This is a genomic window from Micromonospora acroterricola (genome assembly GCF_003172955.1).
Classification (GTDB): Bacteria; Actinomycetota; Actinomycetes; order Mycobacteriales; family Micromonosporaceae; genus Micromonospora; species Micromonospora acroterricola.
Genome location: NZ_QGKR01000284.1, coordinates 1 through 15,267, shown reverse-complemented (window position 1 = coordinate 15,267; position 15,267 = coordinate 1). Strand labels below are relative to the sequence as shown.

The window sequence follows — 15,267 nt, the reverse complement described above, 5'->3', positions numbered from 1 at the left end:
TCGGTCGTGCCGTCGTCCGGCACGTCGCCGCCGGCGGCGTCCGGGTCGACCTGCCGGGGCACCCGGCGACCACGGGAGCGGGCGCGCAGTCCCGCCCAGCGCCGCGCGGAGCCGGGCACGCCCGAGCGGCCCGGCACCCGCGCCGCGAGGAGCACGGCGAACAGCACCAGGGCGGTCAGCGCGGCACCGGCGAGCAGGTCAGCCGGGCGTTCGGCGACGAGGGTGAGCCGCGCGAACGCGGACATCCACGCGATCCCGAAAAACCTCAGCGCTACCGGCACGGGGCCAGCGTAGGCCCCGGTGTCACGCCGTCCGGCCGAATGGCGGTCATGCCCCGGTGCCGACGACGACACGCAGGGCACGACACGCGGTGGCCGGCCGACACGCGCGGCGACGCGCCAGCGCCACGTTTCCGGGCATCGCCACGTTGGGTAACCAGACGACCGAGCCGACGCGGACGGACCGCGAGCGGCAGGAACGGACGGTGGTGTCGATGACCGGCCAGGTGGCGGAGGCGCCCAGCGGCACGGCCGCGGGGACCGATTTGCTCACCGTGGGTGTCGAGGAGGAGTTCCTCCTCGTCGATCCGCACACCGGGGCCGCGGTACCCGCCGTCGACCTGGTTCTCGAGCAGGTGCCGGCGGAGTTGCGCGGGCAGGTGGAGCGGGAGTTCCAGACCAGCCAGATCGAGACCGGCACCCCGCCCGGCCTGGAGCTCTCCTCGATCCGGCACTCCCTCGGCGTGCTGCGCCGGGCGCTCGCCGATGCCGCCGAGCGGGCCGGCGTACGGCTGCTCGCCATCGGCACCGGACCGGTGGACGGCCCGGTGCCGCCCGTGGTGGACAAGCCCCGCTTCGACCGGATGATCGAACGGTTCCGGCTGCTCGTCCCCGGTCCCGGCAACAACGGCATGCACGTGCACGTAGGCATTCCGGACCCGGAGACCGGTGTGCAGGTGCTCAACCACGTCCGGCCCTGGCTGCCGATGCTGCACGCGGTGACCACCAACTCCCCCTTCGCCCGTGGCGAGGACACCGGCTACGCCAGCTGGCGCTCGGTCGAGTGGGAGCGCTGGCCGTCGGTGGCGCCGACGCCCTGGCTGGAGTCGCACGAGCACTACCAGCGGCTGATCCGCCAGTTGATCTCCAGCGGGGTGATGCTCGACGAGGGGATGCTCTACTGGTACGCCCGGCTGTCGGCGAAGTACCCGACGGTGGAGCTGCGGATCGGTGACGTCTGCCCGTCCGTCGACGACGCGGTGCTGGTCGCCGCGCTGGTCCGGGCCCTGGTGGCCACCGCCATGGCGGAGGTCGAGGCCGGCCGTCCGGCGCTGCGGACCGACCACCACCTGCTCGTCGGCGCACACTGGCGGGCCGCCCACGACGGCCTGGAGGGCGAGGGCGTCGACGTCACCAACGGCGAGCTGCGCCCGGCCTGGGACCTGCTGGACCGGTTCGTGGAACGGATGCGACCGGCGCTGGAGCAGCACGGCGACTGGGCCGAGGTGAGCGACCTGCTCGGCGGGCTGCGCCGGCACGGCACCGGCGCGGCGCGGCAGCGGGCGGTGTTCGCCCACACCGGACGGCTCACCGACGTGGTGCAGGACGTGGCGCGACAGACCCGCGGCTGATCACCCACGTGACAGGATGGTCCCGTGGCGCAACGGTTGATCGTCATCGGCGGGGACGCCGCGGGCATGTCCGCGGCGTCCCAGGCCCGACGCCGCCGCGACGCCGGTGACCTGGAGATCGTGGTCTTCGAGCGGGGTCACTTCACCTCCTACTCGGCGTGCGGCATCCCGTACTGGATCAGCGGCCTGGTATCCGGCCCCGAGCAGCTGATCGCCCGCGCCCCGGAGACCTTCCGCAGCGAGTTCGCCATCGACGTGCGGACCCGCCACGAGGTCACCGCCATCGACCTGGAACGCCGCGAGGTGGTCGTCCGTGACCTGGAACAGGGCGGCGAGATCCGCGAGCGTTTCGACGAGCTGATGTACGCCGCCGGCGCGGTGCCGGTGAAGCCCTCGTGGGCGCACACGGACGCGGCCGGCGTGTTCGGCATGCAGACCCTCGACGACGGGGCGGCGCTGCGCGAATGGCTGGACGGCGAGCCGCGGCCACGCCGGGCCGTGGTGGTCGGCGGCGGGTACATCGGCGTCGAGATGGCCGAGGCCATGATCGAGCGCGGCCTCTCGGTCACCCTGGTCGAGCAGTCCGACCAGCCCATGTCGACGGTGGACGGCGACATGGCCGAGCTGGTCGCCGAGGCCATGCGCGGCCTGGGCATGACGATCCGCACCGGGATGGCGGTGAGCGGCCTGGAGGAGCGGGACGGCCGGGTGTCCGCGGTGGTCACCGCCGAGGGCCCGATCCCGACCGACGTCGTGGTCCTGGGCCTGGGCGTACGCCCGAACGCCGCGCTCGCCGAGGCCGCGGGGCTGCCGCTCGGGCCGACCGGAGCGATCCGGGTGGACCGCCGGATGCGGGTGCCCGGGCTGCCCGGGATCTGGGCGGCCGGCGACTGCGTGGAGACGCTGCACCGGGTCAGCGGCATGCCGGTGCACGTGCCACTGGGCACCCACGCCAACAAGCAGGGCCGGGTGGCGGGGATCAACATCGGCGGCGGGTACGCGAGCTTCCTGGGCGTGATCGGCACGGCCGTCACGAAGGTCTGCGAGCTGGAGGTGGGCCGGACGGGCCTCCGCGAGCGGGACGCCACGGCGGCCGGCTTCGACTTCATCTCCGTGGTCGCCGACTCGACCAACCGGGCCGGCTACTACCCCGGCTCCCGGCGGATGACCGTCAAGCTGATCGCCGAGCGACCCAGTGGGCGGCTGCTCGGCGCGCAGATCGTCGGCTGGTCCGAGGCGGCGAAACGCATCGACACGCTGGCCGTGGCGCTGTGGAACGGCATGACGGTGGACGAGATGACCGGGCTCGACCTGGGCTACGCTCCGCCGTACGCTCCGGTCTGGGACCCGGTGCTGATCGCCGCCCGAAAGGCGGTCGACGCGCTCACCGCCGCCGGCCGCTGACCCGCGCCACCCGTGGAGGACCACCCCGTGACGCAGACCCCGACCCGGCCGACCGCGCGCCGACGTCCGACGATGGTCGACGTGGCCCGGCACGCCGGGGTCAGCCTCAAGACGGTCTCGCGGGTGGTCAACGACGAGCCGGTCGGGCAGGAGCTGGTGGGCCGGGTGCTGGCCGCCATCGCCGAGCTGGGTTTCCGGCGCAACGACATCGCGCGCAACCTGCGCTCCCGGCAGCTCAACGCCACCGTCGGGCTGCTCATCGAGGAGATCGCCAACCCGTTCTACGCCACCATCGCCAGCGTCGCCGCCGAGATCGCCGCCGCGCACGGGACCATGCTGATCACCGCCTCCTCGGAGGAGGACCCGGAGCGGGAACGGGCCCTGCTCCAGGACTTCACCCAGCGCCGGGTCGACGGGCTGCTGGTGGTGCCGGCCGGCCCCGACCACTCGTTCCTGCGCCGGGAGGTCGAGCTGGGCATGCCGGTGGTCTTCCTGGACCGGCCCCCGCAGGGGCTGCTCGCGGACGCCGTGCTGCTGGACAACGAGGGTGGCAGCCGGGCCGGGGTCGGCGCCCTCCTCGCCGAGGGGCACCGCCGGGTGGGTGTCCTGCTCGGCGCACCGAGCGTGCCGACCATTCGCGAGCGGCTGGCCGGCGCCCGGGCGGCGCTGGCCGCCGCCGGGATCGAACCCGACGAGTCGCTGGTCCGCGACCGCCTGATCGCGCCGGAGGAGGCCGGGCGTGCGGTCGCCGCGCTGCTCGACCTGCCCGACCCGCCCACCGCCTTCTTCTGCGGCAACAACCGGCTCACCGTCGGCGCCCTCCAGGAGCTGCACCGGCGGGGCAGCGACGCCGCGCTGGCCGGCTTCGACGACTTCGAGTTGGCCCACCTCATGCCCCGGCCGCTGACCGTCGTCGGGTACGACACCCGGGAGCTGGCCCGGGTCGCCACCGAACGGCTCTTCCGGCGGATCGCCGGTGACGACTCACCGCCGTCGACCACCGTGCTCCCCACCCGCCTGCTGCGCCGGGGGCTGACCCCGCCGGCCGCCTGACCCCGCCGACCGCCTGACCTCCGGCCGCCTGACCCCTCCAGCCTGCCCTCCGGCCGCCTGGCCCCTCCGGCCGCCGGACGGCCGACCGCGCCGGCCCATTGACGGTCGGGCCGGCGCGGTGGGCTCAGCTCACGTGTTGAGCAGGGCCGCCACCTCGGCCCGGCGGGGCGGGTCCGCCCCGCGGCGGGCGCAGGTCAACGCGGCCACCAGCGCGGCCTGCCGGAGCACCGTGGCCCACTGCGCCGCGCTCAGCGCGGCGAGCCGGTCGGCCGGCCGGTCACCGAGCGCGTCGAGGTCGGCCAGCGCGGCCAGCAGGCCGCCGGTGAACGCGTCACCGGCCCCGACGGTGTCGACCACCGTCGTGGGCACCGCGGGCTCCTCGTGCACCGATCCGTCCGGGGCGAGCAGCACGGCCCCATCGGCGCCCCGGGTGACCACCGCGCAGCACACCCCGGCATCGCGCCACTCGGTCATCACGTCCCGCACCGTCCGGTCCGGGTAGAGCCAGGCCAGGTCCTCGTCGCTGGCCTTGACCAGGTGCGCGAGGCGCACCTGCCGCCGTACCCTCGCCTGCTCCCCCGACCGGTCCGTGACGATGCTGGGACGCAGGTTGAGGTCGATCGAGACGGTGAGCCCGTCCCGCTGACGTTCGCGGGTGAGCAGGTCCTCCAGCACCTGCGCGCCCGGCGCCAGCGCGAGCGCGAGCGACCCGGTGTGCAGGGCGGTCGCCGGTGATCCGGCCAGCTCGGGCAACTCCTGGGAGGTCCACTGCCAGTCCGCCGTGCCGGCCAGCCGGAACTCGTAGCTCGCCTTCCCGCTGGCGTCCAGGGTGGCCACCGCCACCGAGGTGGGCTGCTCGGCGCGGACCGCCCAGGCGAGGTCCACCTCGTTGGCGCTCAGGTGCTCGGCGAGCTGCCGGCCGTACCCGTCGGCGCCGAGGCGGGCCAGCAGCCGCACCGGCTGGTCGAGCCGGGCCAGCGTGACGGCCACGTTCGCCGGCGAGCCGCCCGGTACCGCCCGCTGCCCCTCGGCGGTGACCACCAGGTCGATCAGCGCCTCACCCGCGACCACGATCACGCGGTCACCTCGCCCGGGGCGAGCGGGCCGGGGCCGCCGAGCGCGTCGGCCGAGCGGGACAGCAGGACGGCCTGGTACGCGTGATAGACGTCCGGCCGGCCGTGCCAGACCGTGTCGGCGGGGTGGTTGTCCGCGTCCAGCTCGTGCCGCCACCCGGTGTCGTCGATGAGGTGGCGCCGGGCGTACGCCCAGAAGACCCGGTACCAGTCGGCGTAGACCGCGTCCCCGGTGCGCCGGTGCAGGGTGACCGCCGCGCCGATCGCCTCGGCCACCACCCAGTGCATCCGGGAGCGGACCACGGGCCGGTCGTCCCAGTCGATGGTGTAGACGAAGCCGTCGGCGCCGTCGACCGCCCAGCCGCGCCGCACGGCGGCGGCGAACAGGGCACGGGCGTCGGCGAGCAGCCACCGCGGCGGCTGCGGCAGGACCGCCTCCAGCTCCAGCAGCAACCGGGCCCACTCCAGCCAGTGCCCGATCGTGGAGCCGTACGGCCGGAACGGGTCGGCGGGCCGGTCCCGGTTGTAGTCGGGCAGCGGCGTCCAGTCGGCGGTGAAGTGCTCGGGCAGGCGCCAGTCGTGCCGGGCGCCCTCCCCGTGCACCAGATGGGTGCCGATCGCCAGGGCCCGGTCGGTCCAGCTCGCGTCGCCGGTGGCCGCGGCAGCGGCGAGGAACGCCTCGACCATGTGCATGCTGCTGTTCGCGCCCCGGTAGTCCTCGGTGACCGTCCAGTCCCGGTTCCAGGATTCACGGACCGCGCCGGCCTCGGCGTCCCAGAACCGGTCGAGCACCACGGCCAGAGCGTCGTCGAGGAGCCGGTCCGCGCCGGGCCGCCCGGCACGGGCCGCCCCGGACGCGGCGAGCAGCACGAACGCGTGGTCGTACCCGGCCTTGCGCTCGTTGGTCGGCGTGCCCTGCTGGTCGACGGCGCCGAACCAGCCGCCGTACCGGTCGTCACGCAGCAGCGTGGAGAGTGCGGCGACCCCGTGGTCGACGAGGGCTGCGGCATCCGGATCGCCGTTGCGGTGGGCGAGGGCGGACACGTGGGTCATCCGGCAGGTGATCCAGGTGTGCAGCGGTTCGCCGCGGTCCGGGGTGAGGTCGTCGGTCAGCCACCAGAAGCCGCCCTCGGGCCGGAGCGCGCGCCGGGCCGTGTCGAGCAGCGTGCGGGTCTGGTCGGCGAGGAACAGATCGAGGTCGGGCAGGTCGGCTGCCCCTGCCGGGGCAGGGGTCGGTTCGGCTGCGGATCGGGGCACGTCGGTCATCTCAGCTGGTCACCGCCGGGTAGGGAAGGGACATACGGCCAGGATCGGCGGGCGGGCCTGGTCCGCGCCGGGAAACCGCCAACGCGACGCCGGGAGCGATCGCCCACCCAGGTGGGTCATGGGGGTACGGTTACTCCCATTTGTCCGTTGACATCGTTGTCTCGGCTCCACCCTGTCTGGCGGCCGGTCGACTGTCAATTCCGGTCGCGTCACACCGGCGGCGGCAGCCCGGTGCCGGTGCCGCCGCCCGCCGGACGACGCTCCAGAATGACCGGGTGGATCTGCCCGACGGACTCGACTGGGTACGCCGGTCACCGGCCGGCCGGCACTGGCTCGCCGCGCTCCCCGACCGGGTGGCGGAGTGCACCGAACGATGGTCATTGCGACTCGGGCCACCCTTCCGGCACGCCTTTGCCTCCCTGGCGCTCCCCGCCGACCTGCCCGACGGGACGGCGGCGGTGCTCAAGCTCCAGTACCCGGACGGGGAGAGCCTGCACGAGGCCGACGCGCTGGCCCGGTGGAACGGCGACGGCGCCATCCGGCTGCTCGACCACGACCCACGGTCGCGGGCGCTGCTGGTCGAGCGCTGCCAGCCGGGCATGCCGCTGCACGACCTGCCCGCCGACCGGGCTCTGGACGCGGTGACCGGGCTGCTGCCCCGGCTGTGGCGTCCGGCCGGCGCGCCGTTCACCCCGCTGGCCGACGAGGTCGCCGGCTGGATCGACCGGATGCCCCACGCCTGGGAGAGGGCCGGCCGGCCGTACGAGCGGCGGCTCCTCGACGCGGCGCTCGACCTGCTCGCCGGGCTGGCGTCCAGTCAGGGTGAGCAGGTGCTGGTCAACCAGGACCTGCACGCCGGCAACGTGCTGGCCGCCGACCGGGAACCGTGGCTGGTGATCGACCCGAAGCCGCTCACCGGCGAGCGGGAGTTCTCGGTGGTGCCGATGGTGCGCGGCCGGGAGCTGGGCCACTCGCCGGCCGCCGTCCGGTACCGGCTGGACCGGCTCAGCGCCGAACTGGGACTGGACCGGGAGCGGGTCCGGGGCTGGACGATCGGCCACACGCTGGCCTGGGGCTTTGCCGAGAACGCCGCTCTCCCGCACCACACCGACGTGGTCCGCTGGCTGCTGGACGACGCCTGACCGGGCGGGCACCCGCGTGCTCAGCCGGGCTGGCAGGTGCGGCACCAGTAGAGGTTGCGTCCGGCCATCTCGCCGCGGCTCACCTCGGTGCCGCAGACGTGGCAGGGCGCGCCCGGGCGGCGGTAGACGTACACCTCGCCGCCGTGCCGGTCCACCCGCGCCGGGCGGCCCATCGCCTCCGGGAGGTGCGCGTCCCGCACGGTGTCGATCCGGCCGTGCTCGACCGCGATCCGCATCAGCCCGACCAGGTCGGCCCAGAGCGCGTCCCAGCCCGCCGGCGTCAGGCCACGGCCGGGCAGCGTCGGCGGCAGCCCGGCCCGGAACAGCGCCTCGGTCACGAAGATGAGCCCGGTGCCGGCCACCACGGACTGGTCCAGCAGAAACGCGGCCAGCGGCGTCGGGCTGCGGGAGATCCGGGCGTACGCCCGCGCCGGGTCGGCGTCGGCGCGCAGTGGATCCGGCCCGAGGCGGGCCCGCAGCGCGGCCACCTCCGGCGGGGTGAGCAGTTCGCAGGCGGTGGGCCCCCGCAGCTCCAGCCAGTGGCGGTCGCTGGCCAGCCGCAGCCGGACCTGGCCGACCGGCTCCGGCGGCTCCCCCGACCCGTCGGTGAACTTCCCGTACAGCCCGAGGTGGACGTGCAGAACCAGCTCGCCCGCGTAGTGGTGCAGCAGGTGCTTGCCGTACGCCTCGGTGCCCTCCAGGACGGTGCCGGAGAGCAGGGCGGCGCCATCGGCGAAGCGGCCCTGCGGGCTGGCGGCGTGCACCTTGTCCCCGGCGAACAGCTCGGCGTGCCGGGCCGCCAGGCGATGGATCGTGTGTCCCTCTGGCACGGGTCCCAAGGATAGTCAGCACGGCGGTCGACCCTGTGTCGAGGAAGCCGGGCCGCCCGACCGACGTCCAGAACCGGCAACGACGCTCGTACCCGGGATCGGTGTCAGGAAACGCCCAGCTGGGTACTTCAGGGCGGTAGCGCGTGGGTGCCACCCGATCCGTCGGCCACCACGCATTCTTCAGGAGGTGTGTAGTGGTCAGAATTCCTTCGCTGTCCCGCCGGTCCGAGCCGACGCCGACGCGAGACGAGAACCTCGACGGCCGCGTCGACGGCCGCGACACCCCGGCCGGCATCGGCCGGGACGATTCGACGGCGACCGGCGCCGGCCGGCCCGACGGCGCCATCGGCAGCCCGGTGGTCACCGACCGGGACGCCGACCAGACGACGTACCGCAGCGACGCCGCGAGCGGCGACCAGACCGGCGAGGCCGAGCGCCGGGCGAGCGAGCGGGCCGCGGTGGCCCGCGCTGCCACCGCCCGGCCGGTGGAGGGCGAGCCGCGGCGCGGCACGGCCGGCACCGACCCGGCTCCCGCCCCGAAGGGCGGCGTCGCCCAGGACGCCGACCTCGGCCGGGACGGGACCACCCGGCGGCCCGACCCGGAGGACCGGGTCGCGACCGACCGGCCGGTCGACCCGACCCCCGACCGGACCGCTCCGGAGCCGCCGGTCACGCGCGGCCCGAAGCCGCGGGCCAGCCTGCTCGCCACCCTCGGCCTCATCGTCTCCGTGGCCGGTGCGCTCTTCGTGCTGACCGGCACCCTGGCCGGGTACGGCATCGGGCTCGGCGCCCTCGGCGCGGTGCTCTCGGTGCTCGGCCTGGTCGCCACCCGCCGCCGGCACATCGCCGGCAAGACCGACGCGCTGTTCGGCGTGCTGATCGGGCTGGCCGCGGTGGTGCTCGGTGTGCTGGCGATGACCGGCCAGTTCGACTGGCCGACCACCGACGGCGACTGGGTGCAACGGTTCCGGGAGTGGCTTGACTCACAGTTTGTCGATCGTTTCTAGCGGGCACTGTCCCGCTCGCCGGTGATGCACCGGCGAGCAGCCGGCGGTTCGCCGGCAGCCCGACCACCCGGTGGTTCACCGGCCGGGCGACACCCTTTCAGGGGCGGCGGTTCGCCGCCCCTGAAGTGTTTCCGGGGCCCGGCTCGCCGGGCCCCGAGGCGTTTCCGGGGCTCCGCGCAACGAATCACAGCGCCAGGCCGGCCAGACGCAACGAATGTTCGGTGCGCGCAACTCTCGGTGGTGGATCCTGCCGCTGACGCCGCATAACGTTGAGCAACGGCGCCAGCCCGTGGGCCACGGTGGCCGGGCGCGCCCGACCCCTGGGAGCAGGACAATGACGATGGACGCCACCAGCCAGCGCCTGTTGATGTGCCGGCCGACGTACTTCGCCGTCGACTACGCAATCAACCCCTGGATGGACCCGAGCGCGCCGGTCGACGCCGCGCTGGCCGTCCGGCAGTGGGAGCAGCTGCGCCAGACGTACCGCGACCTGGGCCACACCGTCGAGGAGATCACTCCGGTGCCCGGCCTGCCCGACATGGTCTTCGCCGCCAACGGCGGCACCGTGATCGACGGCAAGGCGATGGCCGTGCAGTTCCGCGACCCGCAGCGCGCCGACGAGGCGCCGGCCTACCGCGCCTGGTTCGAGGCCGCCGGCTTCGAGATGTACGACCCGAAGCACGTCAACGAGGGCGAGGGCGACGTCCTGCTAGCGGGCGACCACCTGCTGGCCGGCACCGGCTTCCGCACCGCGCACGCCTCCCACGCCCAACTGCAGGAGGTCTTCGGCTACCCCGTGATCACCATGCAGCTGGTCGACCCGCGCTTCTACCACCTGGACACCGCGCTGACCGTGCTCGACGAGCGGACCGTGGCGTACCTGCCCGAGGCGTTCTCCCCCGGCAGCCAGGCGGTGCTGCGCCGGCTCTTCCCCGACGCGGTGCACGCCACGATGGCCGACGCCGAGGTGCTGGGGTTGAACGCGGTCAGCGACGGGCGGCACGTGGTGCTGCCCGCGCAGGCCACCGACCTGGCCGCGAAACTGCGCGACCGGGGCTACGAGACCATCGGTGTCGACCTGTCCGAGCTGCGTAAGGCCGGCGGCGGACCGAAGTGCTGCACGCTGCGACTCCGTCAGGGAAAGGCAAGCAAGTGATCGTGGATGACATCCTGCGGACGCCCGGAGCGGTCCGGGACGCCGAGCGCTGGACAGCGCACAACTACCACCCGCTGCCGGTGGTGATCTCGTCCGCGGACGGCGCCTGGCTCACCGACGTGGACGGCCGGCGCTACCTGGACTTCCTGGCCGGCTACTCCGCGCTCAACTTCGGCCACCGGCACCCACAGCTGATCGCCGCCGCGCACGCCCAGCTGGACCGGCTGACGCTGACCAGTCGGGCGTTCATCCACGACCAGTTCGCCGACTTCTGCCGGGAGCTGGCCGAGCTGTGCGGCAAGGACCTGGTGCTGCCGATGAACACCGGCGCCGAGGCGGTGGAGACCGGGATCAAGGTGGCCCGCAAGTGGGGCTACCAGGTCAAGGGCGTGGCCGCCGGTCAGGCCAACATCGTGGTGGCCGAGGGCAACTTCCACGGTCGGACCACGACCATCGTGAGCTTCTCCACCGACGAGGACGCCCGCGCCGACTTCGGGCCGTACACGCCGGGCTTCACCGTCGTCCCGTACGGCGACCTGGACGCGCTCGCCGCCGCGATCGACGAGAACACCGTGGCCGTGCTGCTGGAGCCCATTCAGGGCGAGCAGGGCGTGGTGGTGCCGCCGGAGGGCTACCTCCCCGGCGTACGCCGGGTCTGCACCGAACGCGACGTGCTCTTCATCGCCGACGAGATCCAGTCCGGCCTCGGTCGCACCGGTGCCACCTTCGCCTGTGACCACGAGGGCGTCGTGCCCGACATGTACCTGCTGGGCAAGGCGCTCGGCGGCGGCATCGTGCCGGTCTCCGCGGTGGCGGCGAACGCCGACGTGCTCGGCGTGCTCAAGCCCGGCCAGCACGGCTCCACCTTCGGTGGAAACCCGCTGGCCTGCGCGGTGGCGATCGAGGTGGTCCGGCTGCTGGCCACCGGCGAGTTCCAGCGCCGCTCGGCCGAGCTGGGCGAGCGGCTACGGGCCGGCCTGGAAGGGCTGGTCGGCAAGGGTCTGGTCGAGGTACGGGTCCGCGGTCTCTGGGCCGGTCTGGACATCGACCCGGCGCTGATGAGCGGGCGCGAGGCCTGTGAGCGCCTGATGGAGCGCGGCGTCCTCGTCAAGGACACCCACGGCTCCACCATCCGGCTCGCCCCGCCCCTGGTCGTCACCGAGGAAGAGATCGACCTGGCGGTAGCCCAGCTGGCAGCCGTGCTGGCCGGCTGAGCCGGGACGCGCTTCGGGCGGGCGTCGGGACACGGTCCCGGCGCCCGCCCCTCGCGTCAGGGTCGGGGGAGGCGCATCGCCATGGTCGGGGCCTCGGCCATCACCGAGGTGGGGGTGAACGGGGCGCCGGTGGGCAGCTCCTCGGCCCGGCCGATCTGCACCCCCGGGTAGAGCTCCACCATGTCGTTCTCGCCCAGCACCCGGGACTGCTGCGGGGCCAGGGCGATCCGGTCCGCCTCGGCCATCGAGCCGGCCGGCCGGATGCCGGAGCCGTTGGTGCTGACGTCGGTCACGATGACCTCGCCGACCCGCAGCTCGAAGCGCACGTGGCCACGGCTGATCCACCGTCGGGCCTCGTCGTTGAGCCACTGCCCGAGCATGATCCCGCCCTCCTGCTCGGGTGCCCGGCCGGCCACCACCGGCTGCTCCTCGCTGAGCACGAACCGCCGCCGGACCAGGCCACCGACGCGTACCGCGAGCACCTCCGTGCGCGGCCGGGGACCGGCGTCACCGAGCCGTACGCCGTGGCGGGGGCAGGTCGGTACGCCGTTGCGCAGCGCGGGCGGCGGCTGACCGGCCGGGCTGCGGTCCGCACCCCCGGCCAGGTCGGCGAAGGCGCCACCCCCACCACCGCTGCCGAACAGCGCGCAACCCGACTCCGGGCAGCGCCACTGGCGGGCCAGCAGCTTCGCCCCGGTCGGCGAGCGCTTGCCGGCGACCGGAGAGTGCCCGCCACCGACGTGCGCGATGAACGCCGGCCCGCCGGCGCCGGGCACCGGGGCGAGCACCCGACCGGGCTGCTCGACCAGCCACGGGAACCGCCCGCGCAGCCCGTCGAAGCGGACCCGGCTGAGCACCGGCAGCCCGAGCAGGTCGGCGACCTCCAGCATCCGGTCGCCCGGATTGTCCAGCACCTCGACGAGCCCGTCGTCGGCCCAGCGGCGGACCACCATGCGCTCGTTGGAGGTGAGGTCGGCGTCCGAGAGCAGCGCTCGGTGCACCACGGCGTACACCTGGACGCTGTCTTCCTCCAGCTCACGGGAGAGCGCGTCGATGACCATGCCGAGCCGCAGCAGGCTCGCCGGCCGGCCGCCGTCGATGTCCTGGTAGCGGATCACCTCGGCCAAATCGACCACCGCCCGGGCCAGTGACGGGTCGGTGCAGACCCGGCCCTCGATGGCGTCCAGCACCTTGCTGATCTCGAACCTCATCGGGCACTCCGAATGATCTCGTCGATCTGGCGGGCGAGGTCGATGTCGCGGTGGGTGACCCCGCCAGCCGAATGGGTGACGCAGCGGAAGGTCAACGTGCGCCAGCGGATGTCGATGTCGGGGTGGTGGTCGACCTCCTCGGCCGTGCCAGCCACCCGGTCGACCACCGCGATGGCCGCCGGGAAGCTGCTCAGCTCCACCGTGCGGCTGATCCCGGTGCCATCGCCCGACCAGCCCGTCAGCCCGCCCAGCTCGTCTCGCACCGCTTCCGCGGTGAGCAGGTCTGCCATGCGCAAACCCTACCGGTGCCCCCGGACGGCATCGACCAGCGGTGGCGGGTGTCGGCCCGTCCGGCACGACGCGGCGGGGGCGGCGCCTTCCGGCACCGCCCCCGCCATCGACCTGTCCAGCCGCGCAGCGACCACCCAGCCCAGCCGCGCAGCGGCCAGCCAGCCCAGCCTCGCTCAGCCGCGCAGCGGCTGGCCCACCTCGTGCAGGTGGCCGAGCGCCTGCCGGTACGACTCGACCAGCCCGGTCTCCGCGTACGAGATGCCCTGCTCCGCGCAGTAGGCGCGGACGATCGGCTGTGCCCGGCGCAGGTTGGCCCGGGGCATGTTCGGGAACAGGTGGTGCTCGATCTGGTAGTTGAGCCCGCCCAGCGCGGTGTCCACCAGCCGGCTGCCCCGCACGTTGCGGGAGGTCAGCACCTGCTTGCGCAGGAAGTCCAGCTCGTCCTCGGCGGTCGGCATCGGCATGCCCTTGTGGTTCGGCGCGAACGCGCAGCCCATGTAAAGGCCCCACAGCGCCTGGTGGACGGCGGCGAAGACCAGCGCCTTCCCCGGCGACATGACCGCCAGCAGCAGCGCAACGTAGCCGGCGGTGTGCGCGAGGAGCAGACCCGCCTCGACCGCGCGGTGTCGCATCGGGGTGGCGTACCGGCCGTCCGGTCCCCGGCCGACGATCGCCCGGATGCTCGCCACGTGCAGGCTCAGGCCCTCGAGCAGCAGCATCGGGAAGAAGAGGTACGCCTGCCGCTTGGCCAGCCAGCGACCGAATCCCCGGGTCTCCAGCGCCTGCTCCGGCGTCCACACCAGAGCGCCCGCGCCGACGTCCGGGTCCTCATCCTCGTGGTTCGGGTTGGCGTGGTGCCGGTTGTGCTTGTCGACCCACCAGCCGTAGCTGATCCCCACCGCCACGTTGCCGGCGAACAGCCCCACCAGCTCGCTGGGACCGCGCCGACGGAACATCTGACGGTGCCCCGCGTCGTGGCCGAGGAACGCGACCTGGGTGGTGGCCACCGCCATCACGGCCGCGAGCGGCAGCTGCCACCAGGAGTCGCCGACGAGGAGCACGGCGACCCAGCCGGCCACGAAGGCACCGAGGGTGAGCACGATGCGGGCGACGTACCAGCCGGGGCGCCGCTCCAGCAGGCCCGCCTGGCTGATCCGTCGGGACAACTGTGCGTAGTCACTGCCTCGCCGTCGTACCGGCGGTTCCGCCACCGCTCCGAGCGCCATTGCTGCTCCCGTTCCCTCACGCCCGTACCGGGGTGGCCCGGGCTCACCAGCTGGCCGGCGCTGGGCCCGGGGCGGGTGCGCAGCGCCAGCAGACCCGCGCCGAGGGCGAGCGCCGCGGCCGGCAGGGTGTACGCCTCCAACACGGTCACCCCGCCCGCGGCCAGCAGCACCCAGGCCCCGAGCAGCTCGCTGGCGCCGGCGATGGCGGCGAACGCCCACCGCCGGGCGGCCGGCTCGCCCCGGCGCAGCAGCCGGAGCGCGACGGCGACGCCCCAGAGCACGCAGACCGTCGCGAGATGCCGCGCCACCTCGACCGCGAGCAGCGCCGCCACCAGCGCCACCGCCTGCGCGGCAGCGTCCAGCACCCGCCCGACCGACGTCCGGGCAGCCGGTGCACCCGCCGCCTCCGTTCCGGACCCGCCGGTGGGCGCTCCCGCCGTCGGGGCCCGCGGACCGAGCGCGGCGGCGACGGCCAGGACCAACGCCGCCACCGCCAGCAACGGGTACGCCGCCGCCCGCAGCGGCAGACCTCCGGCGAGCGGGGCGGTCACCGCCAACGCGGACGCCGCCGCAACGGCGGCCAGGCAACCGGTGACGCGCACCTCGACGGTGCGCGCCCCGACGGCGACGATCACCGCCGCCACCAGCAGCACGCCCTCGGCGGCGAGGGTGCCGGCCCGGGTGGCCAGCAGCCCCGCCACGCCGGCGGCGGCCAGCACCGCCCCCACCGGCACCGCGACCGGCGCGAGCGCCGGGCGGGGCAG

At 74.5% G+C, this 15,267-nt stretch carries 14 protein-coding genes and 1 pseudogene; 7 read left to right on the top strand and 8 right to left on the bottom strand.

What is annotated here, in order from left to right; genetic code table 11:
- Window positions 1-245: hypothetical protein (locus DKT68_RS24960; RefSeq protein WP_109819820.1), on the bottom strand; the 245-nt coding region annotated here is incomplete at its 3' end.
- A gap of 248 nt (window positions 246-493) precedes the next feature.
- Between DKT68_RS24960 and DKT68_RS24955 the strand changes: the two genes are divergently transcribed.
- The 3 genes from DKT68_RS24955 (at window position 494) to DKT68_RS24945 (ending at window position 4,087) form a co-directional block, all read left to right on the top strand.
- Window positions 494-1,630, top strand: a complete 1,137-nt coding sequence (locus DKT68_RS24955; protein ID WP_236647062.1) for a carboxylate-amine ligase — start codon at window positions 494-496, stop codon at window positions 1,628-1,630.
- A gap of 24 nt (window positions 1,631-1,654) precedes the next feature.
- Window positions 1,655-3,034 carry an FAD-dependent oxidoreductase gene (locus DKT68_RS24950; RefSeq protein WP_109819819.1) on the top strand — a complete coding sequence of 460 codons (1,380 nt, stop codon included), beginning with the start codon at window positions 1,655-1,657 and terminating at the stop codon, window positions 3,032-3,034.
- Between the two features lie 72 nt (window positions 3,035-3,106).
- Window positions 3,107-4,087 (top strand): LacI family DNA-binding transcriptional regulator, encoded by a 981-nt coding sequence (locus DKT68_RS24945; protein WP_109819822.1) that lies wholly within the window; start codon window positions 3,107-3,109, stop codon window positions 4,085-4,087.
- 129 nt (window positions 4,088-4,216) lie between these two features.
- Here the strand turns inward: DKT68_RS24945 and DKT68_RS24940 are convergent, their stop codons facing one another.
- Window positions 4,217-5,164 (bottom strand): carbohydrate kinase family protein, encoded by a 948-nt coding sequence (locus DKT68_RS24940; protein WP_109819818.1) that lies wholly within the window; start codon window positions 5,162-5,164, stop codon window positions 4,217-4,219.
- Window positions 5,161-6,426: an AGE family epimerase/isomerase gene (locus DKT68_RS24935; protein WP_109819817.1), complete on the bottom strand. Its 1,266-nt coding sequence runs from the start codon at window positions 6,424-6,426 to the stop codon at window positions 5,161-5,163. Before DKT68_RS24935 ends, DKT68_RS24940 begins: the two co-directional genes overlap by 4 nt.
- A 275-nt stretch (window positions 6,427-6,701) precedes the next feature.
- Between DKT68_RS24935 and DKT68_RS24930 the strand changes: the two genes are divergently transcribed.
- Window positions 6,702-7,568: an aminoglycoside phosphotransferase family protein gene (locus tag DKT68_RS24930; RefSeq protein WP_109819816.1), complete on the top strand. Its 867-nt coding sequence runs from the start codon at window positions 6,702-6,704 to the stop codon at window positions 7,566-7,568.
- A 20-nt stretch (window positions 7,569-7,588) separates the two neighbouring features.
- Here DKT68_RS24930 and DKT68_RS24925 read toward each other — a convergent pair whose 3' ends face one another.
- Complete coding sequence (locus tag DKT68_RS24925) at window positions 7,589-8,398, bottom strand: Fpg/Nei family DNA glycosylase (RefSeq protein ID WP_109819815.1); 810 nt, start codon at window positions 8,396-8,398, stop codon at window positions 7,589-7,591.
- Window positions 8,399-8,592: 194 nt separating this feature from the next.
- Here DKT68_RS24925 and DKT68_RS24920 point away from each other — a divergent pair, with 194 nt between their 5' ends.
- From DKT68_RS24920 to rocD, 3 genes are all read left to right on the top strand, one after another.
- Window positions 8,593-9,405, top strand: a complete 813-nt coding sequence (locus DKT68_RS24920; protein WP_236647061.1) for a DMT family transporter — start codon at window positions 8,593-8,595, stop codon at window positions 9,403-9,405.
- Between the two features lie 340 nt (window positions 9,406-9,745).
- Window positions 9,746-10,561 (top strand): dimethylargininase, encoded by an 816-nt coding sequence (gene ddaH / locus DKT68_RS24915; protein ID WP_199723515.1) that lies wholly within the window; start codon window positions 9,746-9,748, stop codon window positions 10,559-10,561.
- Window positions 10,561-11,775 carry an ornithine--oxo-acid transaminase gene (gene rocD / locus DKT68_RS24910; RefSeq protein WP_201749178.1) on the top strand — a complete coding sequence of 405 codons (1,215 nt, stop codon included), beginning with the start codon at window positions 10,561-10,563 and terminating at the stop codon, window positions 11,773-11,775. Before ddaH ends, rocD begins: the two co-directional genes overlap by 1 nt.
- A gap of 56 nt (window positions 11,776-11,831) precedes the next feature.
- Here rocD and DKT68_RS24905 read toward each other — a convergent pair whose 3' ends face one another.
- The 4 genes and pseudogenes from DKT68_RS24905 to DKT68_RS32735 all read right to left on the bottom strand — a co-directional run.
- On the bottom strand, window positions 11,832-12,986 hold the full coding sequence (locus tag DKT68_RS24905; protein ID WP_109819812.1) for an FHA domain-containing protein: 1,155 nt from the start codon (window positions 12,984-12,986) through the stop codon (window positions 11,832-11,834).
- Entirely contained in the window at window positions 12,983-13,276 is a 294-nt protein-coding gene (locus tag DKT68_RS24900) for a 4a-hydroxytetrahydrobiopterin dehydratase (protein ID WP_109819811.1), read from the bottom strand. The genes DKT68_RS24905 and DKT68_RS24900 overlap by 4 nt, the downstream gene beginning before the upstream one ends.
- 174 nt (window positions 13,277-13,450) lie before the next feature.
- Entirely contained in the window at window positions 13,451-14,503 is a 1,053-nt protein-coding gene (locus DKT68_RS24895; RefSeq protein WP_109819810.1) for a fatty acid desaturase family protein, read from the bottom strand.
- 47 nt (window positions 14,504-14,550) lie between these two features.
- A pseudogene (locus DKT68_RS32735) lies at window positions 14,551-14,811 on the bottom strand (SCO7613 C-terminal domain-containing membrane protein); the annotation flags it as partial.
- Window positions 14,812-15,267: the final 456 nt, after the last annotated feature.